The organism is Halorussus ruber (genome assembly GCF_004765785.1).
GTDB lineage: Archaea > Halobacteriota > Halobacteria > Halobacteriales > Haladaptataceae > Halorussus > Halorussus ruber.
The window spans coordinates 50,058-75,315 of sequence record NZ_SBIT01000017.1 but is presented as its reverse complement, the minus strand read 5'-3'; the positions used below and the strand labels follow the sequence as shown (position 1 = coordinate 75,315).

The 25,258-nt window shown below is 65.3% G+C and carries 26 protein-coding genes; 14 read left to right on the top strand and 12 right to left on the bottom strand.

Annotation, left to right across the window (positions count from 1 at the left end; all coding sequences use genetic code 11):
* Positions 1-23 precede the first annotated feature (23 nt).
* Positions 24-722: a type 1 glutamine amidotransferase domain-containing protein gene (locus EPL01_RS19665; protein WP_135826987.1), complete on the bottom strand. Its 699-nt coding sequence runs from the start codon at positions 720-722 to the stop codon at positions 24-26.
* 123 nt (positions 723-845) lie between these two features.
* Between EPL01_RS19665 and EPL01_RS19660 the strand changes: the two genes are divergently transcribed.
* The 4 genes from EPL01_RS19660 to EPL01_RS19645 all read left to right on the top strand — a co-directional run bounded on the left by EPL01_RS19660 (position 846) and on the right by EPL01_RS19645 (position 3,697).
* The gene (locus tag EPL01_RS19660; protein WP_135826986.1) at positions 846-1,445 is read left to right on the top strand and encodes a phosphoesterase; all 600 of its coding nucleotides are present in this window, start codon (positions 846-848) and stop codon (positions 1,443-1,445) included.
* Between the two features lie 90 nt (positions 1,446-1,535).
* A complete protein-coding gene (locus tag EPL01_RS19655; protein ID WP_135826985.1) occupies positions 1,536-2,438 on the top strand; it encodes an ABC transporter ATP-binding protein in 903 nt (300 codons plus the stop codon).
* Between the two features lie 19 nt (positions 2,439-2,457).
* Complete coding sequence (locus EPL01_RS19650; protein WP_135826984.1) at positions 2,458-3,210, top strand: ABC transporter permease; 753 nt, start codon at positions 2,458-2,460, stop codon at positions 3,208-3,210.
* 40 nt (positions 3,211-3,250) lie between these two features.
* The gene (locus EPL01_RS19645; RefSeq protein ID WP_135826983.1) at positions 3,251-3,697 is read left to right on the top strand and encodes a pyridoxamine 5'-phosphate oxidase family protein; all 447 of its coding nucleotides are present in this window, start codon (positions 3,251-3,253) and stop codon (positions 3,695-3,697) included.
* Positions 3,698-3,706: 9 nt separating this feature from the next.
* On the opposite strand, the gene EPL01_RS19640 is transcribed toward EPL01_RS19645, so the two are convergent.
* From EPL01_RS19640 to EPL01_RS19630, 3 genes are all read right to left on the bottom strand, one after another.
* On the bottom strand, positions 3,707-4,501 hold the full coding sequence (locus EPL01_RS19640; RefSeq protein ID WP_135826982.1) for an ABC transporter permease: 795 nt from the start codon (positions 4,499-4,501) through the stop codon (positions 3,707-3,709).
* Positions 4,501-5,634 (bottom strand): ABC transporter substrate-binding protein, encoded by a 1,134-nt coding sequence (locus EPL01_RS19635; RefSeq protein ID WP_135826981.1) that lies wholly within the window; start codon positions 5,632-5,634, stop codon positions 4,501-4,503. The genes EPL01_RS19640 and EPL01_RS19635 overlap by 1 nt, the downstream gene beginning before the upstream one ends.
* Before the next feature lie 330 nt (positions 5,635-5,964).
* Entirely contained in the window at positions 5,965-6,294 is a 330-nt protein-coding gene (locus EPL01_RS19630; protein ID WP_135826980.1) for a hypothetical protein, read from the bottom strand.
* On the opposite strand from EPL01_RS19630, the gene EPL01_RS19625 reads away from it, so the two are divergent.
* The 3 genes from EPL01_RS19625 to gyrA all read left to right on the top strand — a co-directional run bounded on the left by EPL01_RS19625 (position 6,283) and on the right by gyrA (position 11,244).
* Positions 6,283-6,576: a hypothetical protein gene (locus tag EPL01_RS19625; RefSeq protein ID WP_135826979.1), complete on the top strand. Its 294-nt coding sequence runs from the start codon at positions 6,283-6,285 to the stop codon at positions 6,574-6,576. The two genes, EPL01_RS19630 and EPL01_RS19625, sit on opposite strands and share 12 nt — an antisense overlap.
* Before the next feature lie 145 nt (positions 6,577-6,721).
* Positions 6,722-8,638: a DNA topoisomerase (ATP-hydrolyzing) subunit B gene (gene gyrB / locus EPL01_RS19620; RefSeq protein ID WP_135826978.1), complete on the top strand. Its 1,917-nt coding sequence runs from the start codon at positions 6,722-6,724 to the stop codon at positions 8,636-8,638.
* Between the two features lie 35 nt (positions 8,639-8,673).
* Positions 8,674-11,244, top strand: coding sequence for a DNA gyrase subunit A (gene gyrA, locus EPL01_RS19615; RefSeq protein ID WP_135826977.1), 2,571 nt, complete (start codon positions 8,674-8,676; stop codon positions 11,242-11,244).
* On the opposite strand, the gene EPL01_RS19610 is transcribed toward gyrA, so the two are convergent.
* The 3 genes from EPL01_RS19610 to EPL01_RS19600 all read right to left on the bottom strand — a co-directional run bounded on the left by EPL01_RS19610 (position 11,245) and on the right by EPL01_RS19600 (position 14,356).
* Entirely contained in the window at positions 11,245-11,904 is a 660-nt protein-coding gene (locus tag EPL01_RS19610; RefSeq protein WP_135826976.1) for an HAD family hydrolase, read from the bottom strand.
* A 286-nt stretch (positions 11,905-12,190) separates the two neighbouring features.
* The gene (gene rocF / locus EPL01_RS19605) at positions 12,191-13,111 is read right to left on the bottom strand and encodes an arginase (RefSeq protein WP_135826975.1); all 921 of its coding nucleotides are present in this window, start codon (positions 13,109-13,111) and stop codon (positions 12,191-12,193) included.
* Positions 13,112-13,435: 324 nt separating this feature from the next.
* On the bottom strand, positions 13,436-14,356 hold the full coding sequence (locus tag EPL01_RS19600; RefSeq protein ID WP_135826974.1) for an NAD-dependent epimerase/dehydratase family protein: 921 nt from the start codon (positions 14,354-14,356) through the stop codon (positions 13,436-13,438).
* Positions 14,357-14,542: 186 nt separating this feature from the next.
* Between EPL01_RS19600 and EPL01_RS19595 the strand changes: the two genes are divergently transcribed.
* The 3 genes from EPL01_RS19595 to EPL01_RS19585 all read left to right on the top strand — a co-directional run bounded on the left by EPL01_RS19595 (position 14,543) and on the right by EPL01_RS19585 (position 16,935).
* Positions 14,543-15,076, top strand: a complete 534-nt coding sequence (locus EPL01_RS19595; protein ID WP_135826973.1) for an Rrf2 family transcriptional regulator — start codon at positions 14,543-14,545, stop codon at positions 15,074-15,076.
* Between the two features lie 126 nt (positions 15,077-15,202).
* Entirely contained in the window at positions 15,203-16,372 is a 1,170-nt protein-coding gene (locus tag EPL01_RS19590) for an NAD(P)/FAD-dependent oxidoreductase (RefSeq protein WP_135826972.1), read from the top strand.
* Between the two features lie 50 nt (positions 16,373-16,422).
* Positions 16,423-16,935, top strand: a complete 513-nt coding sequence (locus EPL01_RS19585) for a hypothetical protein (RefSeq protein ID WP_135826971.1) — start codon at positions 16,423-16,425, stop codon at positions 16,933-16,935.
* 16 nt (positions 16,936-16,951) lie between these two features.
* Here the strand turns inward: EPL01_RS19585 and EPL01_RS19580 are convergent, their stop codons facing one another.
* Together EPL01_RS19580 and EPL01_RS19575 are read right to left on the bottom strand one after the other, a co-directional pair.
* Entirely contained in the window at positions 16,952-17,380 is a 429-nt protein-coding gene (locus EPL01_RS19580; RefSeq protein ID WP_135826970.1) for an FAD synthase family protein, read from the bottom strand.
* On the bottom strand, positions 17,377-17,901 hold the full coding sequence (locus EPL01_RS19575) for a Mov34/MPN/PAD-1 family protein (RefSeq protein WP_135826969.1): 525 nt from the start codon (positions 17,899-17,901) through the stop codon (positions 17,377-17,379). The genes EPL01_RS19580 and EPL01_RS19575 overlap by 4 nt, the downstream gene beginning before the upstream one ends.
* A 126-nt stretch (positions 17,902-18,027) precedes the next feature.
* On the opposite strand from EPL01_RS19575, the gene EPL01_RS19570 reads away from it, so the two are divergent.
* The 3 genes from EPL01_RS19570 (at position 18,028) to EPL01_RS19560 (ending at position 21,640) form a co-directional block, all read left to right on the top strand.
* Positions 18,028-18,468 (top strand): hypothetical protein, encoded by a 441-nt coding sequence (locus EPL01_RS19570; protein WP_135826968.1) that lies wholly within the window; start codon positions 18,028-18,030, stop codon positions 18,466-18,468.
* A 217-nt stretch (positions 18,469-18,685) separates the two neighbouring features.
* Positions 18,686-19,531, top strand: a complete 846-nt coding sequence (locus EPL01_RS19565; RefSeq protein WP_135826967.1) for a hypothetical protein — start codon at positions 18,686-18,688, stop codon at positions 19,529-19,531.
* 210 nt (positions 19,532-19,741) lie between these two features.
* On the top strand, positions 19,742-21,640 hold the full coding sequence (locus EPL01_RS19560) for a Hef-associated nuclease (RefSeq protein ID WP_135826966.1): 1,899 nt from the start codon (positions 19,742-19,744) through the stop codon (positions 21,638-21,640).
* Between the two features lies 1 nt (position 21,641).
* Here the strand turns inward: EPL01_RS19560 and EPL01_RS19555 are convergent, their stop codons facing one another.
* Positions 21,642-23,363, bottom strand: coding sequence for a phospholipase D-like domain-containing protein (locus tag EPL01_RS19555; RefSeq protein WP_246045773.1), 1,722 nt, complete (start codon positions 23,361-23,363; stop codon positions 21,642-21,644).
* 79 nt (positions 23,364-23,442) lie between these two features.
* On the opposite strand from EPL01_RS19555, the gene EPL01_RS19550 reads away from it, so the two are divergent.
* Positions 23,443-23,685, top strand: a complete 243-nt coding sequence (locus EPL01_RS19550) for a hypothetical protein (RefSeq protein WP_135826965.1) — start codon at positions 23,443-23,445, stop codon at positions 23,683-23,685.
* On the opposite strand, the gene EPL01_RS21880 is transcribed toward EPL01_RS19550, so the two are convergent.
* Together EPL01_RS21880 and EPL01_RS19545 are read right to left on the bottom strand one after the other, a co-directional pair.
* Positions 23,674-23,826, bottom strand: a complete 153-nt coding sequence (locus tag EPL01_RS21880) for a DUF7837 family putative zinc-binding protein (RefSeq protein ID WP_168215962.1) — start codon at positions 23,824-23,826, stop codon at positions 23,674-23,676. The genes EPL01_RS19550 and EPL01_RS21880 overlap by 12 nt on opposite strands.
* A 96-nt stretch (positions 23,827-23,922) precedes the next feature.
* Entirely contained in the window at positions 23,923-25,233 is a 1,311-nt protein-coding gene (locus tag EPL01_RS19545; protein WP_135826964.1) for a HEAT repeat domain-containing protein, read from the bottom strand.
* Positions 25,234-25,258: the final 25 nt, after the last annotated feature.

The window sequence follows — 25,258 nt, the reverse complement described above, 5'->3', positions numbered from 1 at the left end:
CAGTCAGCGTCGCGTCAGTCGCCTCAGGCCGTGATTTCGACGCCGAGTTCCTCCAGCAGGGTCGTCGCGCCCTCGTGGGAGGACTCGGGGCCTCGCGCTGTCACGAGGTCACCGTCCACCGTGACGCTCACGTCCGAATCGATTTCGGCGTCCCAGTTGCCGCCCGCGGCCTCGACTTCGTCTTCGACCCAGTAGGGCATCTTCCGGCCGTCGGGAAGCACGTCGTTGTCGTCCACGATGTCCTCGTCCCACTCGTTGGGGAACCCGGTCACGTCCCGGCCGTTGGCGATGGGGTCGCCGTCCTCGCCTTTGGCGAATGCCAGCAACGCGACGGCGTGGCAGACGACCATCGCCTTGCCCTCGTCGCCGGAGACGGCCTCGCTGACCAGTTGGCGGGCGTGCTTGTCCTGATTCACGTCCCACTCGGTGCCGTGGCCGCCGGGGAACACCACGGCGTCGTAGTCGGCGGCGGAAACGCTCGCAATCGGTTCGGGATTGTTCAGGCGCTCGTCGTTCTCGTCGGCGTCTTTCACGCGCTCGGCGGTCTCCTCGTCCACGAACGGGGCGTCCGGGTCGGTCGAGGTCGGGTCGATGACCGGCGGCGACCCGCTCGGCGTGGCGACCGTAATCTCGACTCCGGCGTCGTCGAGCGTCTGCAACGGCTCGACGCATTCTTCTCCCCAGTACCCTTCTTCGCTGACGACGAATAGTGCGGAAGGCATGCATCCCCTCTTGGGAAGTCCCACCTAAACCCGCTTCGCCAGTCCGCTTTTCCCTCCTCGCTTTGCCGCCCGACGCTTGACCGCCCACCAGTTAGTTGTCGAACCACGACCTACAACGAACCGATGAGCCTCCTCCGCGAGGTCATGGGCGTCTACCAGTACGCCTTCCATCCGGGCGCGGTCCTCGCCGCGAGTCTGTTCGTCCTCGTCTACTCCGGGTGGTCGCGCGACCACACCGGGGTCCGGAGCCTCGGCGTCCGAATCGCCGCGCTCGTCGGCGTCGAACTCGTCGCCGCCCTCCCGGTCGCGCTCTACCTCCTCGTTCGTCGGCCGCCCGTCGCTCGACTCACCGCCGGAACCGACTGGCGAATCAACGTCGTCACGGCGGCGTCGCTCGCGGTCGGCGGGACGCTCCTGTGGTTCTACTGGTCGGCGAAACCGTGGCGCTCGGAGGTCGCCACCGCTGGCCTCGCACTCGCCGCCACCGCGATTCCCTACGGCCTCCTCGCGCCCTTCTGGAACGTCTCGGGCCACGTCACGTTCACGCTCGTCCCGACGCTCCTGCTCGCGCTCGCCGACCGGCGGTTCTGGCCCGTCCTTCTGATTCCGGCCGTGATGGTGGTCAATCGCCCGGTTCTCGGGGCGCACACGTGGTTCCAGTCGCTTGCCGGACTGGGTCTCGGGACCGCCGGGGTGCTGGCCGCGCGCCGCTGGCGAGGGTAGGGGTGCAACCGTCCGAGGCAGTCACGGGCGTAGACCGCCGCCACGGGCGTAAACCACCTATGGTTCCGGGCCGTCAGTACTCACAACTCGATGGTGGGGGACGAGACCGGCGCGAGAGCGACCGAGGAGTCGGACCGAGAGCGTCCCGAGGACTGCGAACATTCCGAGCGCCCGGGCCACTCCGAACGGCCGGGCCACTCTGAGCGCCCGGGCCGCTCCGGACGACCAGAACACGGCGAGACCGCAATCCGACTCGACGGCGTGACGGTCGATTTCGAGGCGGTCCGGGCGCTGGCGGACGTGGACCTTCGGGTGGGAGAGGGAGAGTTCGTGACGGTCATCGGCCCCTCGGGGTGCGGCAAGACCACGATGCTCCGGGCGGTCGGCGGGCTACAGGCCCCCAGCGAGGGCACGGTCAGGGTCGGCGGCGACCCGCCGGACCGCGCGAGGGCCGACGGCGAGTTCGGCTTCGTCTTCCAGCGCCACGCGCTCCTGCCGTGGAAGTCGGCGCTCGAAAACGTCGTCTTCCTCCGGAAGATGGCCGGGAAGCCCGCCGACCGCGAGCAGGCCCGCGACCTGCTGGAGACGGTCGGACTCGCGGGGTTCGAGGAGGCCCGCCCCGCGGAACTCTCGGGCGGGATGCGCCAGCGGGTCGCCATCGCCCGGGCGCTCCACCTCGGGGCGTCGGTCCTGCTGATGGACGAACCCTTCGGCGAACTCGACGAACTCACTCGCGAGGAGATGGGCGTCGAGGTCCGGCGCGTCTGGCGCGACCAGCGAAAGACCGTCCTCTTCGTCACCCACAGCGTGCCGGAGGCGGTGTTCCTCGCCGACCGGTGCGTCGTGATGAGCGACGACCCCGGGGAAATCGAGGCCGTCTTCGACGTGGAACTGCCCCGACCCCGCGACGAGTCGGTGTACGGCACCGCGGCGTTTCAGGAGCAAGTCGCGGCGGTCCGGACCGCGCTCCACGAGGGGTACGAACTTCGATGACGGGGTCTCCGCGAGAGCCATGAGCTACGCCGACCGCATCCCGGCCGCCGGGGTTTCGCTTCCGATTGGGGCGCTCGCGGCGGGTCTGGCGGCGTGGTGGGCGCTGGTCGCGCTCCTCGGGATTCCGGCCTACCTGCTTCCGACCCCCGTCGCGGTGGCCCGGCGACTCGCGGACCGGCCGAATCTCTACCTCAGGAACGGGACGATTACGCTCCGGACGATTCTGGCGGGCGGAGCCGCGGGCGTCCTCGGCGGGTTCGGGGCGGCCGCGGTCGCGGTCCACTCGACCGTCCTCCGGCGGGCGCTCTCGCCGTACCTCGTCACGGCGCGCGTCCTGCCGAAAATCGCGGTCGCGCCGCTCCTGCTGGTCTGGCTCGGGACCGGCGCGGGGACCGCGCTGGCCTTCGTCGCGCTCGTCGCGTTCTTCCCGACGTTCGTCAACGCCGCGGCGGGGTTGGACGAGACTCCCGACGAGTACCTCGACTTGCTCCGGTCGGTCGAGGCCGGGCCGGTCCGGACCTTCCTGTTCGTCCGGATTCCGGCCGCGCTCCCCTCGGTGTTCGCCGGTCTGAAGCAGTCGGCGGCCCTCGCGGTGGTCGGCACCGTGGTCGCCGAGTGGATTCTGACCGACGCGGGACTGGGGTATCTGGTCCTCCTCGGCGCGGAGAACGTCCAGACCGACGTGGTGCTGGCCGCGGTCGCGGTGCTGTTCGCGGAGGGGATGGCGATTTACGGCGCGGTCGTGGCGGTGGAGAATCGGGTTTCGTGGTGACCCCCAAGCGGTTATCCGTCGTCCCGTGGTAACCCCGAGCATGCAAGGGCTTCGGTGGGTCCAACTGAGCGAACAGGAGCGAAACGACTTCCTCGGCGACGGCGGCACGGGAACCCTCTCGTTCTCGACCGAAATCGAGGAGCCGCCCTTCTCCCTGCCCGTCTCCTACGGCTACGACGGCGACGGCCACTTCTACTTCCAACTCTCGCTGCCGGACGAGAGCGGGAAAGCGGACCTCCTCGACAACGAGGTCACGTTCGTCACGCACGCCCAGACCGACCGGGGGTGGCGGAGCGTGGTCGCCACCGGGAGGCTCGAAGACGTGACCGACATGGACTACGACTCGGCCGCGGTGCAGGGGATGTGGGCGGTAGACATCCCGCAGGTGGACGTGTTCGACCGACCGCGCGAGGAGATCGAGTTCCGGCAGTTCCGCCTCGACCCCGAGAAACTGACCGGACGGAAGGAAGTCGAATCTGATTCCTGAGTTCGGTTTTCACCAGTTCGCCCGACGCTCGACCAGCGCGGGCACCAGATAGAACCCGACGCCCAACAGCGCCAGCACGCCGAGCGCGGCGACCATCCGGGCGGTCTGAAGCCGCGTCGAGGCCCGGAACACCCGGTAGCCGATACCGGCCTTCAGCGTCAGGAACTCGGCGACTACAGCGCCGACGACGCTCGCGGCGGCGGCGACTTTCTGGCCCGCGAAGGCCTGCGGCGCGGCGGCCGGGAGTCGCACCCGGAGGTACTGGGAGCGCTCGGAGGCCCCGACCGACCGCGCCAGCGCCACGAACTCCTCGGGGGTCGCGGCCAGTCCCTGATACGTCGCTATCGTCACGGGAAACACCGCCAGCGTGCCAGCGAGCAAGGCACGAGCAGACACTCCGTCGCCGAGCCACCGAAAGAGGAGCGGCGCGATGGCAATGACGGGGACGACCCGGAGCGCGACCACGTAGGGCCGGACCACCGCCCGGGTCGTCTCGGAGGCCGACATCGCCACCGCGAGCGCCGTGCCGACGAGCGCGCCGCCGACGAGTCCGAGTCCGGCCGTCAGCGCCGTCACCCCGGCGGCCTCGACCAGCGCGGGCCAGTTCGCCGCGAACGCCGCGGCCACGTCGGCCGGACTCGGGAGGACCACGCTCGGCACGTCCGAGGACCGGACCGCCGCCCACCACCCGACGAGTGCCAGCGCGGCCACGGCCAGCGGCGGAGTCGCCCTTGCGACGAGAGTGGTTGCGGACGTGTCGAAATCGGACACGGACCCCGACGCGACCGACCCCGAATCGTTCATCAGTTGTTACCACCGGCAGTCGTCGTCCCCCGCTCGGTGCCCGCGGCGGTGGTTCCCGACGAACCGCCAGCGGTCGTCGTTCCAGCGCTTCCGCCCGGCGGGGTGACCTGCTCGGCGTACTTCCCGACGTACTGGTAGTCCACGTCGAGGAAGTCGTTGGTCCAGACCGACGCGGGATTGACCTCGCCGCCGAGGAGACCAGCGTCGCGCAGGGCCTGATACATCGTCTCCCACGGCTCGGCGTTGCTCCAGCCCCAGCCCTGCTGGCGGACCGACTCCGAGAGGACGTAGTTTCGGGCCATCTCGACCCACTTGGCGCGCTGGGTTTCGGCGGTCTCTTCGAGCGCCGGATTGGCCGCCACGAGCGCGTCGGTGGCCTGCTTCGGGTTGTCGGTCGCCCACGCCGCGCCCCGGGCGGTGGCGTTGAGGAACCCTCGGACTACCTCGGGGTTCTGGTCGGCGAAATCCGAATTGGCACCGACGACGTGGCCGTAGGAGGGGATGGTCTCGGCCACCGGAATCGAGTAGACCTCCTCGGCGGACTGGCGCGCGACCACCGCGTCGGCGAACACCCCGCCCGCGGCGTCGATTTTGCCCCCGAGGAGTTGCTGGACCGTGTCGAAGCCGGTGTCCACGAGGTTCACGTCCGAGAGGACGCCCTTCTCCTCCAGCAGGAGTTTGGTGAGGATTTTCACCATGCCGGGGCCGGTGCCGACCGTCTTGCCCGCGAGTTGGTCGATGCTCGCCAGTTCGCCGCCGAAGGCCTCCGGCGTCGTGAACACCACGACCGGACTCCGCTGCATCACGACCCCGACCGACCGGGGCGAGAGGCCCCGAGAGTTGACGTTGAGCATCTGGTCGGCGCTCGTGACGGCGAACTCGTCGTTGCCGAGGCCGACCTGCTTGGCGGCGAAGTCCGACCCCTGCCCGCTCTTGATTTCGGCGAGGTTCACGCCCTGCTCCTCGTAGTAGCCCCGCGCTTTCGCGGCGTAGTAGGGCACGTGAAGCCCGTTCGGCTTCCAGTTGAGTAAGAGGCTGACGCCGCCGGATTGCGCAGTAGCGGTCACGCCGAGTTGACTCCCGAGTGCTGTCGCTCCCGTCGCTCGAAGGAACTGTCGTCGTGTCTCCCCCATCGTTGTCCCGTCGGAGACACGACTGTCAGCTTCATAACGGTTCGGGCGGCCTCTTTATTGTTTCTTTTGAATCTTTTTAGTCATGTTAAACATGCTTTTTTCTTTCCTTAAGTGACGCACTCACCATCGGCGCGTGCGAACGCGACGGCGGGCCGTCGCGCCGCGCGCGAGGGACGAGTAGTGCAGGGAGCGAAGCGACCGAGCAACGCAGGAGGTTGGGGAGGACGAGGTGCGGTCGCGGTGCGGGGCGGTGACTCCTCGGCTCGAGCCTGAAGCTATCTCTACTGAATCACATCGTTCGGTCGCTTCCTCTCGACGTGAATACGAGTATTACGAGTTGAAACAGCAGAATCCCGCTCGGCTTTCCGAGGCGCTTCGCGCCTCGCTCTCCTCGGCGACTCGCTGGGCCCCGTCAGCCATCAGGTCGAACCCGGCCGCCATGGCGCGGGCGTCCCACGTCGCGTCGGCCAGAATCTCGTCGGTTAGAATCGCGGCCTGTCGCCAGAGGTGGTCGTCTAAGTCCTCCAACCAGAGGAGGACGCCGCCCGCGGCCCCCTTCGTCGTCGGCGGGACGTGTTCGCCGAACTCCATCTGCTCGCGCGGGAGTTCGTCGGTGCTGACCCAGTGTCGGTCGTCGATGCGCTCGCGGTGGGTGACCACCGTCGCCAGCAACTCGACCGACTCCCGTTCCGAGAAGTCGAGGGCCGACAGCGACCCGGCCAACTCCTCGCCGACTCCTACGTCGGCCTCGAATCCAGAATCTGGATCGAGAATCCCGAGCGCGGCAAGTTCAAGTCGGTCCTCTCCGACCACGTCCGAGGAGTCAAAGAGCGCTTCGACGCCGAGGGAATCGACATGCCCTACCCCTACCGCCAACTCACGGGCGACATCTCCATCGAGGAGGCGGGCGAACTCGACCAAGTGGACGCGACCGGCGATTAGCGACGACCGGCTCCGCGACTACCGACTACTGACCCGCGAGGGAAGGTCACGATTCCGGGGATTTCCTCGTGATTCTGACACCGGTTTCGCGCGCGCGTGTGCGAGGGATTTATCAAGGCGGAACCGCTATTCTGAATCAGGTTTTATGAGTCAGGAAAGTGAATACGGGGCCGGGCAAATCCAGGTTCTCGAAGGCTTACAGGCCGTCCGAAAACGCCCGGCGATGTATATCGGTTCTACCGACGCGCGAGGGTTACACCATCTCGTGTTCGAAGTCGTTGACAATTCTATCGACGAGGCGCTCGCCGGTTACTGTGACTCGATTGAGGTGAGTATCCACGACGACGGGTCGGTCTCCATCGCCGACGACGGGCGGGGCATCCCCGTGGACACTCACGACGAGTACGACAAGCCCGCGGTCGAGGTCATTCTGACTGTCCTCCACGCTGGCGGCAAGTTCGACAACAAGTCCTATCAGGTCTCCGGCGGCCTCCACGGCGTCGGCGTCTCGGTCGTCAACGCCCTCTCCGAACACCTCGAAGTCGAGGTCAAGCGCGACGGCGCGCTCTGGCATCAGGAATTCGAGGGCGGCGAACCGATTAGCGGGTTGGAACGCGTCCGCGACCTCGACCCCGACGAGGAGACCGGGACCGAAATCCGGTTCTGGCCCGACGGCGACATCTTCGAGACCACCGAGTTCACCTACTCGACGCTGGAGAGTCGCCTGCGCGAACTCGCCTTCCTCAACTCCGGCGTCGGTATCTCGCTGGACGATTTGCGCGAGGACGGTGACTCGGACACGTTCAAGTACGACGGCGGGATTCGAGAGTTCGTCGAGTACCTCAACGAGACCAAGACGCCCCTCCATCAGGAGGTCATCTACTTCGAGGACGAGGACCAGAACATCCAAGTCGAGGTGGCGATGCAGGCCACCGACGAGTTGCAGGGGTCCATCCACGCCTTCGCCAACAACATCAACACCCGCGAGGGCGGGACCCACCTCACCGGGTTCAAGACCGCCCTGACCCGGTTCGTCAACGATTACGCCAACGAGAACAACCTGCTCGGCGATTTGGACCAGAACCTCAAGGGCGAGGACGTCCGCGAGGGGCTGACCGCGGTCATCTCGGTCAAGCACCCCGACCCCCAGTTCGAGGGCCAGACCAAGACCAAACTCGGCAACAGCGAGGTCCGGGGCATCGTGGAGTCGGCGGTCCACGACGGACTGGCGACCTACTTCGAGGAGAACCCGACCACCGCCGAGGCCATCGTCTCGAAGGCCGTCGAGGCCGCCAAGGCCCGGAAGGCCGCCAAGAAGGCGGAAGAGCTTACGCGCCGGAAGAACGCGCTGGAATCGACCGCGCTCCCCGGCAAACTGGCTGACTGTCAGTCCCGAGACCCAAGCGAGTCGGAACTGTTCGTGGTCGAGGGCGACTCCGCGGGCGGGTCGGCCAAGCAGGGCCGAAACCGCGAGAATCAGGCCATCCTCCCCATCAAGGGGAAGATTCTGAACGTCGAGAAGCACCGCCTCGACCGCATCCTGGAGAACGACGAGATTCGGTCGCTCATCACCGCCATCGGCACGGGCATCGGCGAGGAGTTCGACATCGAGGACGCGCGCTACCAGAAGATCATCGTCATGACCGACGCCGACGTGGACGGCGCGCACATCCGGACGCTGCTGTTGACGCTCCTCTACCGGCACATGAAGCCCCTCATCGAAGCGGGCTACGTCTACGCCGCCCAACCGCCCCTCTACCGAGTTCGGTACCGCGGCGATACCTACGACGCCATGACCGAGGAGGAGCGCGAGCGAATCATCGAGGAGAAGTGCGACGGCAACCCGACGCAGGTCCAGCGGTTCAAGGGGCTTGGCGAGATGAACCCCGACCAGCTCTGGGAGACCACGATGGACCCCGACAACCGGATTCTCAAGCGCATCACCGTCGAGGACGCCGCCGCCGCGGACAAGATGTTCTCGGTCCTGATGGGCGACGCCGTCGAACCCCGCAAGGAGTTCATCAAGGAACACGCGACCGAAGCCGAGTGGGTTGACATCTAACCGTCGGCATTCGAGAAACATCACCGACACAACATATGAGTTCAGACGTACCAGAACCGACTGACGTGGACGCTGCACGTATCGAAACCGCTCGCATCGAAGACGAGATGGAGCAGAGCTACATCGACTACGCGATGTCCGTCATCGCGGGTCGGGCCCTCCCCGACGTTCGGGACGGGCTGAAACCGGTCCACCGGCGCATCCTCTACGCGATGCACGAGGAGGGCGTCACCAGCGGCTCGGGCCACCGCAAGTCCTCGTCCATCGTGGGCGAGACGATGGGTAACTTCCACCCCCACGGCGACAGCGCCATCTACGACTCGCTGGTCCGGATGGCACAGGACTTCTCGATGCGCTACCCCCTCGTGGACGGACAGGGGAACTTCGGGTCCGTGGACGGCGACCCCGCCGCCGCGATGCGGTACACCGAGGCCCGGATGGCCCCCATCGCCGAGGAGTTGCTGGCCGACATCGACATGGACACCGTGGACTTCTCGGCCAACTACGACGACCGACTCACCGAACCCGACGTGCTTCCGTCGGCCTTCCCCAACCTCCTCGTGAATGGGTCGTCGGGCATCGCGGTCGGGATGTCCACGAACATCCCGCCGCACAACCTCGGGGAGGTCATCGACGCGACGGTCGAACTCATCGAGAACCCCGACGCGACAGTCGAGGACCTGATGGAACACGTCAAGGGGCCGGACTTCCCGACCGGCGCGAACATCGTCGGGAAGAACGCGGTCCACGCGGCGTACAAGACCGGCCGGGGTCGAATTCGCGTTCGCGCCGAGTACGAAATCGAGGAGCGCGAGAAGGGAAGCGACCGCATCGTCATCACGGAACTGCCCTTCCAGACCAACAAGGCCCGGATGGTCGAGAAAATCGCGGACGCAGTCAACGACGGCTCTATCGAGGGCATCCGCGACCTGCGCGACGAGTCCGACCGCGACGGGATTCGCATCGTCGTGGAGTTGAAGCAGAACGCGATGGCCGAAGTCGTCAAGAATCAGCTTTTGGAGAGCTTCTTGGAGAAGACCTTCGGCGTCATCAACCTCGCGCTGGTGGACGGCCAACCGCGTGTCCTCTCGCTGAAGGAGACGCTGAAGCACTACCTCGACCACCGCAAGGAGGTCGTCCGACGCCGGAGCGAGTACGAACTCGCCGAGAAGGAGGACCGCGCTCACATCCTCGAAGGGCGGCTGACGGCGCTCGAACACGCCGACGACGTGGTGGACATCATCCGAGAGGCCGAGGACCGAGACGAGGCCAAGGCCGACTTGCAGGCGGCCTACGACTTCTCGGGCGACCAAGTGGACCACATCGTCCGGATGCAGTTGGGGAGTCTGACCTCGATGGAGGCCGCCGAAATCGAAGACGAGTACGAGGAGGTCCAGGCCCGCATCGAGCGCCTCGATGAGATTCTCGGCTCCGAGTCCGAACTGCTTTCGGTCATCGAGGAGGAACTCCTCGAAATCAAAGACGAGTACGCCGACGAGCGCAAGACCTCCTTCATCGAGGACGACACCGAGGTCACCCGCGAGGACCTCATCCCCGAGGAGGACGTGGTCGTGGTCGTCACCGAACAGGACTACGTCAAGCGCATGCCGGTCGCGCAGTTCGACGCCCAGAACCGCGGCGGGAAGGGCATCATCGGCGGCGACATCAAGGAGGGCGACAGGGTCTCGAAGGTGTTCCGGGCGAACACCCACGACTACCTGCTCTGTTTCACCAATCAGGGACAGGTCTATCGCCTGAAGGCCTACGAGATTCCCGAGATGTCCCGAACCGCGCGGGGCAAGTCGGCGGTCAACCTGCTGGAGTTGGACGACGGCGAGGAGATTACCGCGGTGGTCAACACCGACGACTTCGAGGACGACGAGTCGCTGAGCATGGTCACGCGCGACGGCTACGTCAAGCGGACCGCGGCCTCGGAGTTCGACAACATCCTCTCGACCGGTATCATCGCCGCGAAGCTGGAGGACGGCGACGAGCTCGTGGACGTGAAGGTCACCGACGGCTCGGCGGACCTGCTGGTCGCCACCCGCGAGGGGATGGCGATTCGGTTCGACGAGGACGAGGCCCGCGAGATGGGCCGGAACGCCCGCGGGGTCCGGGGCATCCGACTCGAAGGCGACGACGAAGTGGCCGGGATGGTCGCGGTCGAGGAGGGCACCGACCGAGACCTGCTGACCGTGACCGAGTGCGGGTACGGCAAGCGCACCGCCCTCGCGGAGTACCGCAAGCAGTCGCGTAACGGCAAGGGACTCGTGGACATCAAGACCGGCGACCGCAACGGGCAGGTCACGTCGGTCAAGTCGGTCGGTCCCGACGACCACCTCGTCATCATGAGCGAGGACGGCCAAATCATGCGGATTCGGGCCGAAGACATCTCGCAGGTCGGCCGGAACACGATGGGCGTGAAAGTGATGGAAGTCGAGGGCGGCGACAGCGTCGCCAGCGTGGACGTGCTGCCCGCCGAGACGCCCGACGGGAGCGCACAGGCGGTAGACAGCGTCGAAGACGTGGAGAACGCTGAAGACGGAGAGAGCGGCGGCGACGCGGAAAGCGCCGAAGACGCGGAGAACGTCGAGAGCGCCGAATAACTACCGCACGATTTCCGCGATTCCGCGGAGATTTTCGACTTCGTACTCCGGTTCGACGGATAGCTCGGCGTCCGCGCAGTGGTCGCGCCGGACGAACGCCGAGTCGAGGCCCGCGCGCTTTGCGGCCACCACGTCGCTCTCGCTGTCGCCGACGAACAGCGCCGTCTCGGCCCCGAGGTCGGCCAGCGCGCGTTCGAGGAAGTGCGGGTTCGGCTTCTTCTTCGCCAGGCTCTCGACGCCCATCTGGCGGCCGTAGTGCGTCTCGAACAGGTCCGCGAAGTCGCAGAACTCCAGCAGGAACTCGATGGTCGCGTGCTGGTTGGAACTCACGATGCCGAAGTCGTGGGCCAACTCCTCGATTGCCGCCACGTCGTCGTAGCGCGCTCGGTCGCCGCCGCGGAACTCCTCGCGCTGGGCCGCCGAGGCGTGGCGGTCCCGCGCCGACCAGAACTCGTCGGGGTCGAGGCCGTAGGGGTCGCAGATGGCTTGTAGGCTCTCGGGGGTTACTCCTCGGAGGACGTCTGCGATGTGGTTCTCCTCTGGGTCCTCGACGCCCACCGCGCTGAAGGCCGACTCGGCCGCTCGGCGCAGGGTCTCGTCCGAGGGCGGCTCGACCAGCACGCCGTCGTTGTCGAACAGAATCGCGTCGTAGTCGGTCATTGGCGTCAGGGCGCAGGCGGCGGACTTGATAGTGTCGGTCTTGCGTGCGTTTCCGCGAGGAGCGGCTTTCGCGGCGTTCGCCGTCGCTCGCGCCAAAAAGACAACTAACCATTTATTTAGCAATTAAAAATAATTCTTAACGCATTGTTTTCACGCCCGTAAGCTCGATGTCGTTCTTCCCCGAATCCGGCGCTCGTACCCCCGGAGTGCCGGGTCGAAGACGCCGAGGACGCGGACGAGCGACTGGCCGGAAAATCCACCGGAAGTCGGAGTGTCCGCCGACCGCCTACAAAATTCTTTTTCCGAGCCCGCTCGCGGCCAGTTCGGTCGCCAGTTCCGCGGTCTCGTTGTGTTCGTCCAAAATTGCGTTGACTTCCACGACCTCGAACGTCCGCAGAACGTCCTCGGCCTCGTCGCGCTCGGCGACTTTCTCTAAGGCGGTGTGGGCCTCCCGATAGTTGACCCCGCCGCGGACCGGCGTCCCGACGCCGGGCGCGACTTTGGGGTCGAGCCAGTCCATGTCGAGGCTGACGTGGATGCCGTCGGTGCCGTCGGTCGCCACGTCGAGGGCGTCCTCGACGACCGGCGTGACCCCGCGCTCGTCGATGTCCGACATGGTGTAGGCGGTCACGTCGCTCTCCCGGATGGCCTCGCGCTCGTCGTCGTCCAGACTCCGGAGGCCGACGATGGCGACGTTCTCCTCGCGGAGGTTCGCGGCGGTCGCCCACTCGGTGTCCTCGAAGTCGCCGATGCCGAGGACCGCCGCCAGCGGCATCCCGTGGACGTTGCCGGAGGGCGAGGTCGCGGGCGTGTTGAAGTCGCCGTGGGCGTCGAACCAGACCACGCCGAGGTCGGCGTCGCGGGCCGCGCCCGTCACGGTCCCGATTGCGATGGAGTGGTCGCCGCCGAGGACGAGGGGGAACTCGCCCGCGTCGAGGGCCTCGGCCACCTCGTCGGCGAGGTTCGTGCAGACCTCCGAGGTCTCGCGCAGGAACTTGGCCTTTCCTTCGCGCGGGGCCTCGGCCTCGGGGTCGCGCTCCTCGGCGCGGGGGACGGGAAGGTCGCCCGCGTCGAGTACGTCGTAGCCGAGGGCGTCGAGTTCGTCGGCCAGTCCGGCGTATCGGATGGTAGACGACCCCATGTCCACGCCGCGCCGGTCCGCGCCGAGGTCCATCGGGACGCCGATGATTCGCACCTGTTCGCTCATGTGCGGGATTTCGGCGGGCCGGGGTAAAGAAGACGTGATTTTCGGTCAGTGCGAATATTGTGGACTGGGAGGAGTTATCGAGTCGATAGCCAAATAGGCGGGAATCGTGGTCTCGAAAGCCCTCGCTCGGTTCGCGGTCGCTCACCGACATATTCCTCGGCGCGCTGGAGGCGCGCCTGCGGATAGGGGTCGCTGAGACGACCATGCAAGCGCGAACCGCGCTCGCCCTTTCAGTCCACCGAGGGTGGTGGTTTGCGTCGCCGAGCGACGCGGGTGGTCGGTCGAAATGTCGAAATCAGGGGGTCGGAGAGGTCGAGTGTCTGCTTACTCGTAGTACGAGCAGACTCGCTTCAGTCCCTCGTCGAAGCTAATCTCGGGTTCCCAGCCGGTGGCCTCCGTCATCTTCGAGGAGTCGGCCATCGTGTCGTGGACGTAGACCTTCTCCGGGATGGGGTTCTCGACGTACTCGGGTTCGATGTCGGTGCCGAGTTCGTCGTTGAGGCGCTCGACCAGCGTGTTCAGGCTGTAGGACTCGCCCGTGCCGAGGTTGTAGATGCCGGTGAGTTCGTGGTCGGCGGCCAGTTCCAACCCGCGGGCGATGTCCGAGACGTGGGTGAAGTCGCGGGTCTGAGTGCCGTCGCCGTAGATGACCGGGGCCTCGCCGTTGGCGAGTTCGTCGGCGAACTGGGCGATGAGGTTGGCGTACTCGTCTTTGTGTTCCTCCGCGCCGCCGAAGCCCTCGTAGACGCTGAAGAATCGCATCCCCGCCATGTTCATGTCGTAGTGGTACGCGAAGTACTCGCCGTAGCGCTCGCGGGCGAGTTTCGAAGCCTCGTAGCCAGTTCGGGCTTTCACGTCCATCTCCTCGGGCGAGGGTTCGGTCCGGTCGCCGTAAATCGAGGAGGTCGAGGCGTAGACCACGGTGTCACACCCGTCTTCGCGGACCTGCTCGACCGTGTTGACGAAGCCTTCGACGTTGACCCGCGCGCCCTTGGCGGGGTCCTCCTCGTGCATGGGGTACGACGAGAGCGCCGCGAGGTGGAAGAGTACGTCCACCTCCTCGGTCGGCAGGTCGTCCTCGACGACGCTCACGTCGTGGAACTCGACCGAGTCGTCCAGATTTTCGGGCGTGCCGAGATAGAGGTCGTCGACTGCGACTACGTCGTTGTCCTCGGCGAGGCGATTCGCCAGATTCGACCCGATGAAGCCTGCACCGCCGGTTACGAGAACTCGCTTGCCGTCCATAGTTCGACTCACCTCGGCCACCGTCAAATCGGTGTCGTTCTATCGGTCGGATGGGAGGTCGTCGCTGGTGGGCCTTCCCGACGAGAATGTGGGGGATTAACTGTCGGGAGGCCGAACGACCGGCTCAGACCTGCGCAATCTCGCGGTTCGTGCCATTTAAGGCCATCTACTACCAAAGATTCGGCAATGTCCACTATCGAGTTGACCGCCAGCCAGAAGAAGATTCTCCGCGCACTCGTAGACCTCCACCGGGAGACCGAGGACGCGGTCAAAGGCGAGGACATCGCCGAGGAAGTTGACCGCAACCCCGGAACGATTCGCAATCAGATGCAGAGTCTGAAGGCCCTCCAACTGGTCGAAGGCGTGCCCGGTCCGAAGGGTGGGTACAAGCCGACCGCCAACGCCTTCGACGCCCTCGGCGTCCAGGACATGGACCAAGAGGCCGAGGTCCCGCTCTTCCACGAGGGCGAAGTCGTCGAGGACGCAAACGTCGAGGAGATCGACCTCGCCAGCGTCCACCACCCCGAACTCTGCCGCGCGGAGATTCACGTCCGCGGGTCGGTCCGGGAGTTCCACGAGGGAGATTCGGTCCGCGTCGGTCCCACCCCGATGTCGAAACTCGTCGTCGAGGGGTCCGTCGACGGGAAGGACGACACCAACAACATTCTCATCCTGAAAATCGAATCGATGGAAGCCCCCGCCGAGGAGCCCGAACACTAACTTCTCGTTCTTCTCGCTACTCGCGTCGATGGGTCTTCGTTTAGACCGCCCTTCGTGCTAGATACTCTCAACCATTGCTTTCGGGCTTTCAAAGCCTTTGTATCCCCGGACTCCGGAGGTTTCGATATGACTGAGAAGGTCGTCGTGCTCGGCGCGGGTTACGCCGGTGCAGGCGCGGTCCAAACACTCGAAGACGAACTAGAACACGTTGACGCCGAACTGACGTGGATTTCCGAGAACAACTATCACCTCGTCCTTCACGAGTCCCACCGGGTCATCAGCGACCCGGGCGTGGAGGACGACATCACGATTCCGGTCGGCGAAATCGCCAGTCCGAGTACCAAGTTCATTCAGGCCCGCGTCGAGGGCGTGGACACCGACGAGCAGTCGGTCGAACTCGACGACGGCGACACCGTGGACTACGACTACCTGCTGGTCGCGCTCGGAAGCCAGACCGCCTACTACGGCATCCCCGGCATGGAGGAGAACGCCCTGACGCTCAAGGGGCTTGACGACGCTCACGAGATTCACGAGCAGGTCAAGGAGGCCGCCTCGCAGGCCTCGCGCAACGACCCCGCGAAGGTCGTCATCGGCGGCGCTGGCCTGTCGGGCATCCAGAGCGCGGGCGAGGTCGCGGAGTTCCGCGACGAGCGCCGCGCGCCCATCGACATCTACCTCGTGGAGGCCCTCGAAGAGATCATGCCCGGGCAGGATTCGGAGCTTCAGGGCACGGTCCGACGCCACCTCGAGGAGGCCGACGTCGAAATCATGACCAACGACCCCATCACGGAGGCCGACGAGGACACCATCTACTTCGACGAGGGCGACCCCCTCGGCTACGACGTGTTCGTCTGGACCGGCGGGATTACGGGCCAGGACGCGCTCGACGACTGCAATCTCGACAACGAACACAACCGCGTCACCTGCGAGTCCGACTTCCAGACCAGCGACGAGAACGTCTTCGCCGTCGGCGACTCGGCCGTCATCGACCAGGGCGACAACCCCGCCCCGCCGACCGCACAGGCCGCGTGGCAGGCCGCCGAGGTCGTCGGCGAGAACATCGCCCGCGCCATCAACGACCAGCCGCTCAAGACGTGGACCCACGAGGACAAGGGGACGGTCATCTCCATCGGCGAGACCGCCGTCGCTCACGACGTGAAGGCTGGCGGCATGTCCTTCCCGGTCCGGACGTTCAACTCCTACCCCGCCCAGTTCCTCAAGAAGGCCATCGCCGCGCGCTGGATTGCGGACATGAGTTCGATTCCCAAGGCGCTGAAGGCCTGGGACTCGCTGTAGCCTAACTGGTTTCTTCAGGTTTTTGTGGTTTTAGCGTTCTTCAGTTCAACATGGTAGCGTCAAGTGTCTGCTTCGTGGCGTTCGGCCTTTTACTGGATATTTTCGGTGCTACCTTAATCGCCGTACCTGACGTTCCCTGGCTTTCAGAACTACTCGGTGCTGGTTCGCTCAAACGTGCGCGAGAACAGATGGAAGCAGAAGGAGTTACAGAAGATGATGTTGGGTTCTCAGATTTAGAGACTATCCTCAATGGAATCCCACCCGTTTCAGACATTGGGACACAAAACGGAGGGGAAAATTATGCTGAAATAATTGTCAACTCTAAGACCGGATATCCCGGTCAAGTTAATTTTACATGGGGAGAGGAATATGTCGAGGCTCGGTATGCACAGGACGCTGACTATGATGATATGGATTACTATCCTGTGGGTGAGGTTTATCGGATAATACGGTCACGCGTCCGAAAACAAGCAACCCGTATCCGTTTGTCCGGACTGTTTCTACTTGCTTCGGGGTTCAGTCTTCAACTACTCGGAACGCTAACCCAGTCTGCTACGGCCTAACGAGATTGTCGCTCTTCTACCCGCGCTCTTCCAGAATCCGGTCGATAATCCGCCCCGTCGAGAGGAGTTCCTCCTCGTATTGGGGTTCGCGGGGTCCGGCGCGCCGGACCTCGCACTCGACGCCGCGCCGGGCGAGTTCCTCCTCGATTGCGCTCTCGTCGTGGTGCTGGTCGTGGCCCAAGGCAATCACGTCCGGTTCCATCTCCTCGATTGGCGCGAAGATGTCGTCCGGGTGGCCGACCCGGGCGTCGTCCACCGGGTCGAGCGCGGCCACCATGTCTCGGCGCTGGCGGTTGGGCAGAATCGGCGGTTCCTTGTGCGTGACGTTCTCCCGGCGGGCGACGATGACCGTGAGCCGGTCGCCGAACGCCTTGGCGTCGCGGAGGTAGTGGACGTGTCCGGGGTGGAGGATGTCGAAGGTTCCCTGTGCGATGACGTGCGTCATTCTGTCTCCTCGTGGTAGTCTGCGTCGTCGTCGAAGTCGTAGCCCAGTTCGGCGTCGATGTCGGCCTGCGTGAAGTCGAAGAACGATTCGCCCTCGGGGAGCGAGACGTCGAGGACGTCCAACTCCCGCGGTTTGCCCTCCCGGTCGAAGGCCTTCCAGTCTTCGTCGTCGTAGGGGTAGCCGATGATGATGTGGACCTTCCCCTTGCCGAAGGTGGCGAGGTCGGCGTCGCTGGGCTTCAGGACGCCGTTGGGGTGGGAGTGGACCGACCCGACCGAGTTGAAGTCGTTGGGGACTTGGCTGGTCTTGACCGTCGCGCTCACGCTGTTTGACTCGGTGCCGGGGATGACCAGCACGTCGGTGATGACGGTCCCGTCGCGTTCGAGTCCCAGCACCCTGGCGTCCTCGCCGCGCAGAAAGCCCATGTACTCGTGAGGGTGAGCGTCCTCGGAGGCCGCGAGGGCGAACTGGAGGGCCTCGTCGGCGATGCCGAGGATTTCGCTCGACCGGAAGAGCCGCATAGCCAAACCTCCGGGCGGGTGCGTTCTAAAGGTTGCGTTGCGCGTGGAGTCCGATACGCGACGCCCGGCCCACTCGTTTCAGCGAGCCACAATGTTTTTGCACCCCGGATAAGTAATAATGTTGATATGGTGAAAAGAAGGTCGGTCCTCGCGGGGGTATCGTGCTGTCTGGCAGGTGGCGGATACGTCGCTCTGACGCGCTCCGGGTCGAACGAAGGCACGATGGAGACGGGCGGCCGAGGTAATGGATGCCGGAGCGGTGTGGAACAGCGCCCAGCGAACGGGACGTTCGAGTTCGTCAACATCCTCCAGTTCGAGGAGGTAGAACTCCACATCGAGGTGAAAAGCGGGAACGTCGAACGCATCGAAATTAGCTCGGACGGTGAGACGGTTCACGCAGTTTCGAGCGTGACGGAAGGGAGACAAAAGATAACCTTCGCAGTGGACGACGCGACGACGTTCGACATCACCGTCTTGGACGAAGACGGGTCGGTCATCGATTCGGCACGATTCTATTCGAGATGCTCCTCGCAGACGACCGGTAGTAGCGGGGCGACGACTTCGTAACAGTCGCTAGTGGGCGTGCAGTCGATACCTCAGCCTCCTGTGGTCCTCGTTTTGTCGCGGTTGCGCCGACGATAGCCGAAGCGGCGACGGAGCCCCAGTATATTTCTCTATTAAAACATACAATATTTTACTATTTCTACCTTACAAAGAACTTAATGCAGTTGGAATTTTTATATTATCTGTGGATAGAAAAGATACCATATCGAGTCGAAGAAACGTGATAAAGTCGATAGCCGGTTCCGCGACCATTCTCGGCGTTGCCGGGTCTGCACAGGCCGCGTCGTCCGAGAAGGCGAGCGAGAAGAAGGTCGGGGCGAAGTCGAAGACGACCCGACTGTCGGACGAGAACGCGCTCAGTCGTCGTGAAGTCGAAGACGAAATCCAGCGTCTCGCCCAGAAGTACGGCGAGGAGAGCGCCAAGAGTATCGTCGCCGGGCCTGTCGATACCCAGAGCGGCGCGTTCGGCGACGACGTGATGACGACGTCCGGTAGCGGACCGAGCAACACCCAGAACCTCAACTACCTGAAAAGCTGGAATCAGGACTACAAGGTCCGCGGTGGAACGCCGGAACGACTCCTGCTGACGACCGACCACTTCCTCTCGGTCTACAAGTCGAACGAGAAGGACTCCCAAGGGCGCTACCACTACTTCTACTGGCACTGGTCGCAGACCGAGACCAACAGCGACTACTGGCACGACGAGACCCACCTCAAGTTCATGCGGAACAAGCTGAACATCCGCAGTACCGACGAAGAGGTCACGGACATTTCGCCCTCCTCTACGAGCGACCTCAACGGTCGCCAGAAGAGCGTCGGCGTAACCGTCGGGTACGGCGGTGCGGAGTTCGGCATCTCCGGAGAGGTCTACGTCAAGGACGCCACGTTCGGTCCGGAGACCGGCGGCGTCGATAAGGGTCCGGCAGGCGAGTTCTCGGCGACGCTGGACGCGAACGGTACGCAGGGCCGACAGTCGCTGAACGCGACGACGGTAACTCGGCAGGCGAGAGACCGGAGCGGATTCTACGACTGCAAGTGGACGACCTACTGCGAAGGTCGTCAGTAGACGTTCGCCGACCGAACGCCAGCGGTAGACGGCAGGGACAGTTCGTCTGACATAGCAGTTCGACGGCGGCACACTCGGCGAGGAGTGTGCTGATACGTGTTTTTTCCGAGCGCGGTTGGAAGCCCGATAACTGAGACGGGGCCTCCCGGCGGCGCTTGCGAATCCAGTTGCAAACTCTTAAACTCGACCGAACCGAAACCACGGACAAGAATGACATCTACTGCTGACTCGGGCGAGGAGACTGTCGTCTACGACCTCGACCCGGACTGCACCCTCGAAGACGTAGCAGAGGGTAACTACTACCACGCGACCGTCAACGGCGTGGTGGACTACGGCGTGTTCGTGGACCTCTCCGATTCGGTCTCCGGACTCGCCCACGAGTCGAACTACGAGGGAAGCTACGAGGTCGGCGACGACCTCGTCGTGGAACTGACCGAGATTCGGGAGAACGGCGACCTGAGCTTCGACCCCGTCGAACTCGAGGAGTACGAGACCGTCGAGGTCGGCCACGACTACGACATCGCCGACGCGGGCGAACTCGGCGACGAAATCGGCGAGACCGTCCACCTCGAAGGCGAGGTCGTCCAAATCAAGCAGACCGGCGGCCCGACCATCTTCCACGTCAGCGACGAGACGGGCGTCATCCCCTGCGCCGCCTTCGAGGAGGCCGGTGTTCGCGCCTACCCCGAGGTGGAAATCGACGACGTGATTCGCGTGACCGGGACCGTCGAAGAGCGCGACAACGCCCTGCAGGTCGAGGTCGATACCCTCGACGTGCTGACCGACGGCGACGCCGACGACGTGCGCGAGCGCCTCGAAGCGGCCTTCGAGGAGCGCGCCGAACCCCACGACACCGAACCGCTCGTGGAGTGGCCCGCGCTGACCCAGATGTTCCCCGACTTGAAGGAGGTCGCGGCTCAGCTTCGCCGGACCGTCCTCGAAAGTCGGCCCATCCGGGTCCGCCACCACGCCGACGGCGACGGGATGTGCGCCTCGATTCCGGTCCAGTACGCCTTAGAGCAGTTCATCGAGGACACCCACCAGGACCCCGAGGCCAAGCGTCACCTGTTCAAGCGCCTGCCCTCGAAGGCTCCCTTCTACGAGATGGAGGACGTGACTCGGGACCTGAACTTCGCGCTGGAGGACCAGGCCCGCCACGGCCAGAAGCTCCCGCTCCTGCTGATGCTCGACAACGGGAGTACCGCCGAGGACGTGCCCGCCTACCAGAATCTGGCTCACTACGACATCCCCATCGTGGTCGTGGACCACCACCACCCCGACCCCGACGCGGTCGAACCCTACGTGGACGCTCACGTCAACCCCTACCTCTACGACGAGGACTACCGCATCACGACCGGGATGATGTGCGTCGAGTTGGCCCGGATGATTTGGCCGCCGATTACCGAGGAACTCCGCCACGTGCCCGCGGTCGCCGGTCTCTGCGACCGGTCGAAGGCAGACGCCATGACCGACTACGTGGAACTCGCAGAAGACGAGGGCTACGAGGAGTCCACCCTGCGGGCGATTGGCGAGGCGCTGGACTACGAGGCCCACTGGCTGAAGTACGACGCCGGGCGCAACCTCATCAACGACGTGCTGAACGTCGGCAGCGACGACGAACAGCGCCACCGCGAACTAGTCTCGTTCCTTGCGGACACCGCCGAGTCGGAGGTCGAGGACCAACTCGACGCCGCGATGCCCCACGTCGAACACGAGCGGCTCGACAGCGAGGCCAACCTCTACCGCATCGACGTGGAGAACCACGCCCACCGGTTCACCTACCCCGCGCCGGGCAAGACGACCGGCGAAATCCACGACCGCAAAGTGCAGGAAACCGGCGAACCGGTCATCACCATCGGCTACGGCCCGGACTTCGCGGTCCTGCGCTCCGACGGCGTCCGCCTCGACATCCCCGAGATGGTCTCGGAACTCAACGAGGAGATCGTCGGCGGCGGCGTCTCCGGCGGCGGCCACCTCGTGGTCGGGTCCATCAAGTTCGTCCCCGGCATGCGCGAGGAGGTCCTCGACGCGCTTGTCGAGAAGATGGCCGACGCCGAAATCGACGAGGAGCTGCAGAGTACGACGGTCGGTCACGAGCAGGACGACTGACTCAACGACGTTTCTCGAAAATCACCTCGCGTTTTGCGACGGCGAGTGCGACGACTGCCCCGACAGCGACCGCGCCGAGCAGTCCGACCGGCACGCGCCCGGCCCCCTCAGCGCCGTCCGCGCTGGCTTTCCAGTCTGCATCGAACGCCCCGGCGTAGAACCCGCCGACCTCCTCGCCGCGCAGGAGTACCGAGACTTCCCGATTCTCCCGCGCGGAATGATTGTTCCAGTTGAGACTGCCGACGACCGCGGCCTCGCCGTCCACGACGACGCCCTTGGCGTGAATTTTCTCGTAGCGTCCTTGGGGGTCGGCCATCCGTGCTTCGAGGGGCAGGTTCTCCCGTTCGGCCATCCCGTTCAGCCACTCCACCAGCGCGCGATTGTCCTCCTCGACGTACCACGCGCTGGAGAGCAAAATCTCGACTTCGACTCCTCGGCGCGCGGCCCGCAGAGTCGCGCGCAGGAGCGAGTGCCTTCGGTCGCCGACCGCGACCTGCTGGACGCGAATCGACTCGTCGGCCGAATCGAGCAGGTCGAGCAGCGCAATCTCCGCGTTGTCCGGAGCAATAATTACACTACTTTTAGCAATCTTTGTATTTTCCAGAGCAATCTCGGACGGAAACGACTCGCTCGCTGGCTGGCCGTCCGCGGCGGTGAAGCTCTGCCCCCTGCTGAACTCCGACCACGGCGTCGCGCCGCGCCACCCCGCGTCGGCGCGGAAGACCGCCGCGAGCTGGTCTGCGGTCTCCTCGCTCCGGACGACCGCGCCCCACCCGCGACTCGCGTTGCCGCCGGTGCCCGACGGTTTCCAGTTCTCGGTCATCACGAGCGCCCGGTCGTCGGCGACGGCGTACTTCGCGTGGTGGAAGTCGTAGCGCGCCCGCGGACCGCCCAACACCCGGACCTCGACGCCGCGGGCGACCAGCGAATCGAGAATCTTGGCCGACCGGCGCGTCAGGCCCCCGACCGGCGCGCCGTCCACCAGCACGCGGACGGAGACGCCGCGCCGGGTCGCCGACGCGAGCGCGTCGGCGACTCTCGGGGAGGCGAAGGTGTAGCCCGCGAGCAGGATGCGCCGGTCGGCCCGCCGGAGCGTTTCGAGGGGGACCGCGGGCGAGTCCGGGAGGACGAAGGCTCGGACCTCGGTCGGACCGGCGTGACGGACCGCGAAGTCGGTCGCGCCGAGCGGAGTCCACCGCCACGCGGCCCCGATTGCTTCCCCATCGCCGGTCCCCCCGGCGCGATGCCAGCGTTCGCCCTCGGGGGCGTCTTCGTAGGTCGCGGTCGAGATAGTGCGGTTTCCCCGGACTAACTCGACGCGCTCGCCGCCGTTCGCCAGCGCGAGGTCGTCCGCGAGTCCGAGGACCCGCGCGTCGGTCTGGTTCCGGGCGACTTCGGGGTCGGGCGAGAGCGCGACTCGGCCCGAGACGGTCGCGTTCGGGAGCGAGGCGACCGACTCGCCGTCGGCGAGCGACCAGTTCGAGGCGTCGGCCTCCTCGGGGAACTCCACGACGACGAACTCCCCCGAATCGCCGTCGGTCACGGGGTTCGGGTAGAGGGCGACGATTTCGGGACTCGCATCTTTGGGTGCGTTCCCGGCGGCCGCGGCCGCTGGCGGTGCGACCACCGGCGCGACGACCGCGAGGAGGACGACCGCGGCGAGGAGTGACGAGCGGACGGCGGCGGTGGCGTCGGAGGCAATGGCGGCGGACGAGTTAGACACGGGCAGGGTTGGTCCCGCTTTCCGATTTAAATCTTCGGGGACCGGTGGCTTTTTGCTGACTACGTTCGGCCGTGTGGATATGGTGGAACTGGCGCTGGCACTCGAACTGGCGGGGTACGCACTCGGCGCGCTCGGCGCGGCGTTGGTCTTCTTCGAGTTCTTTCAACTCCCGAGCTACGTCGAGTACAGCGAGGAGTACAACGACTACAGCGTGGACATCTCGCCGATGGAAGTGACCGAACACACGTGGATCGGTCGCATCGGCGCGTTCATGCTCATCGTCGCGTTCGCGCTCGAATTTCTGGCGGCGCTACTCGCCTGAGGGGTGGACCACGTCCCGACAGTCGGGACACTCGGCGAACTGTGCGGGCCGACCCTTCGACTCGTACTCGATGAGGACGTACTCGCGGGTGATGGCTCCGCCGCAGTTCGGACAGCTACCGAGCGTCGATGCGGACGACATGCGACTACTCGGGAGAAAGGATACGAGGGTCTTTGTTATCCGTCGTGTAAAACGCAGTAACGGGGCGTTACCGGGCCGCGAAGGGACGTTACGGACCTACGCGGTCGGTTCGGCCTGACTCTCGACGGCCTTCTCGGCCTCGGCCTGCACGAGGTAGACGCTGTCGTCGTCGTATGCTCGAACCGCTTCGAGCGCGCGCTCGGTGCCGATTTGGTTGAGCGCCCACGCCGCGCTGGCGCGGACCTCGTCGGTCTCGTCGTTTTCGAGCGTGTCGGCGAGCGGTTCGATGGCGCGCGTGTCGCCGATGAGGCCGAGCGACCGGGCGGCCAGACTCCGAACCGACGAGGCGTCGGCTTCGAGCTGGTCCGCGACGTCTTGGGTGGCCTCCTCGCTTCCGATTTTGCCGACCGCCTTCAGCGCGGGCTTGGCCAATCCGGGGTCCGAATCCACGTAGTCCAGCACCGCGTCCAGACCCTCCTCCTCGCCGATGTTGCCGATGGTGCGGATGGCGGCCTCGTCGCGGCGCTGGGCCTTCTCCTGCATCTTCTCGAGCGCGTCGGGGTGGCCCATGCGTTCGAGCGACTCCATGCAGTGTTCCTCCATGAAGTTCGACTGGAAGTTCTCCAGCGCGAGGATGACCATGTCGACCCGACCGCGCTGTTCCCACGTCTTGACGGCGTGCCACTCCGGCGGGTAGTCTTTGGTGTTGTCGATGTGTTCGTAGAAGCCCTGCGCCTGCAACTTCTCGCGGGTTTCGAGGTCGTCCCACTCCTCGGCGTCCTCGACGCCCGCTTCGAGGTCGGCGGCGGCCTCCTCCAGTTCGGCGATGGTCCCGGCGTCCTCGTCGGGGTCGAGACCGGCCTCGCCGATTTCGACCGCGGCGTCCTCGATAGCGCCCGCGAGGTCGTCCACGTCGGTCGAGATGGGGGCCGTGATGTCCACGTCGAGAATCTCCTCGACGTCGGCGACGAAGGCCTCGACGACCTCGGCCAGTTCCTCGCGGCCGTCGTCGGTCCACTCGGTCTCCTCGACGGTGGTGCCGGTCTCGGAGACGTCCTCGACGACGTCCTCGGCGTAGGGACCGCGCTGGGCTTCGAGTTCGCTCCGGAGGTCCGCGAGGCGGTCTTCGAGTGCCTCTCGGGGGTTCTCCGCGTCCTCGTCGTCCTCGTCTGGCTCGGGGAGGTCGGCGTTCTCGATGTGGCCCTCGATGTCGTCTAGCTTGGCCTCGACCTCGTCGAGGTCGGCCTCGGTCTCGGCCGCTTCGAGTTCTGCCTCGGCCTCGTCGAGTTCCGCCTCGATGTCTTCCTCCGAGAGGACCGTCTCGAGTTCCTCGGTCTCGGCCTCCTCGACCTCTTCGGCCGGTTCCTCGGCGTCGGTCTCCTCGCCCTCGGCTTCCTCGTCGCTCATTCGTCCCACCCCGCAAGGCTTACCG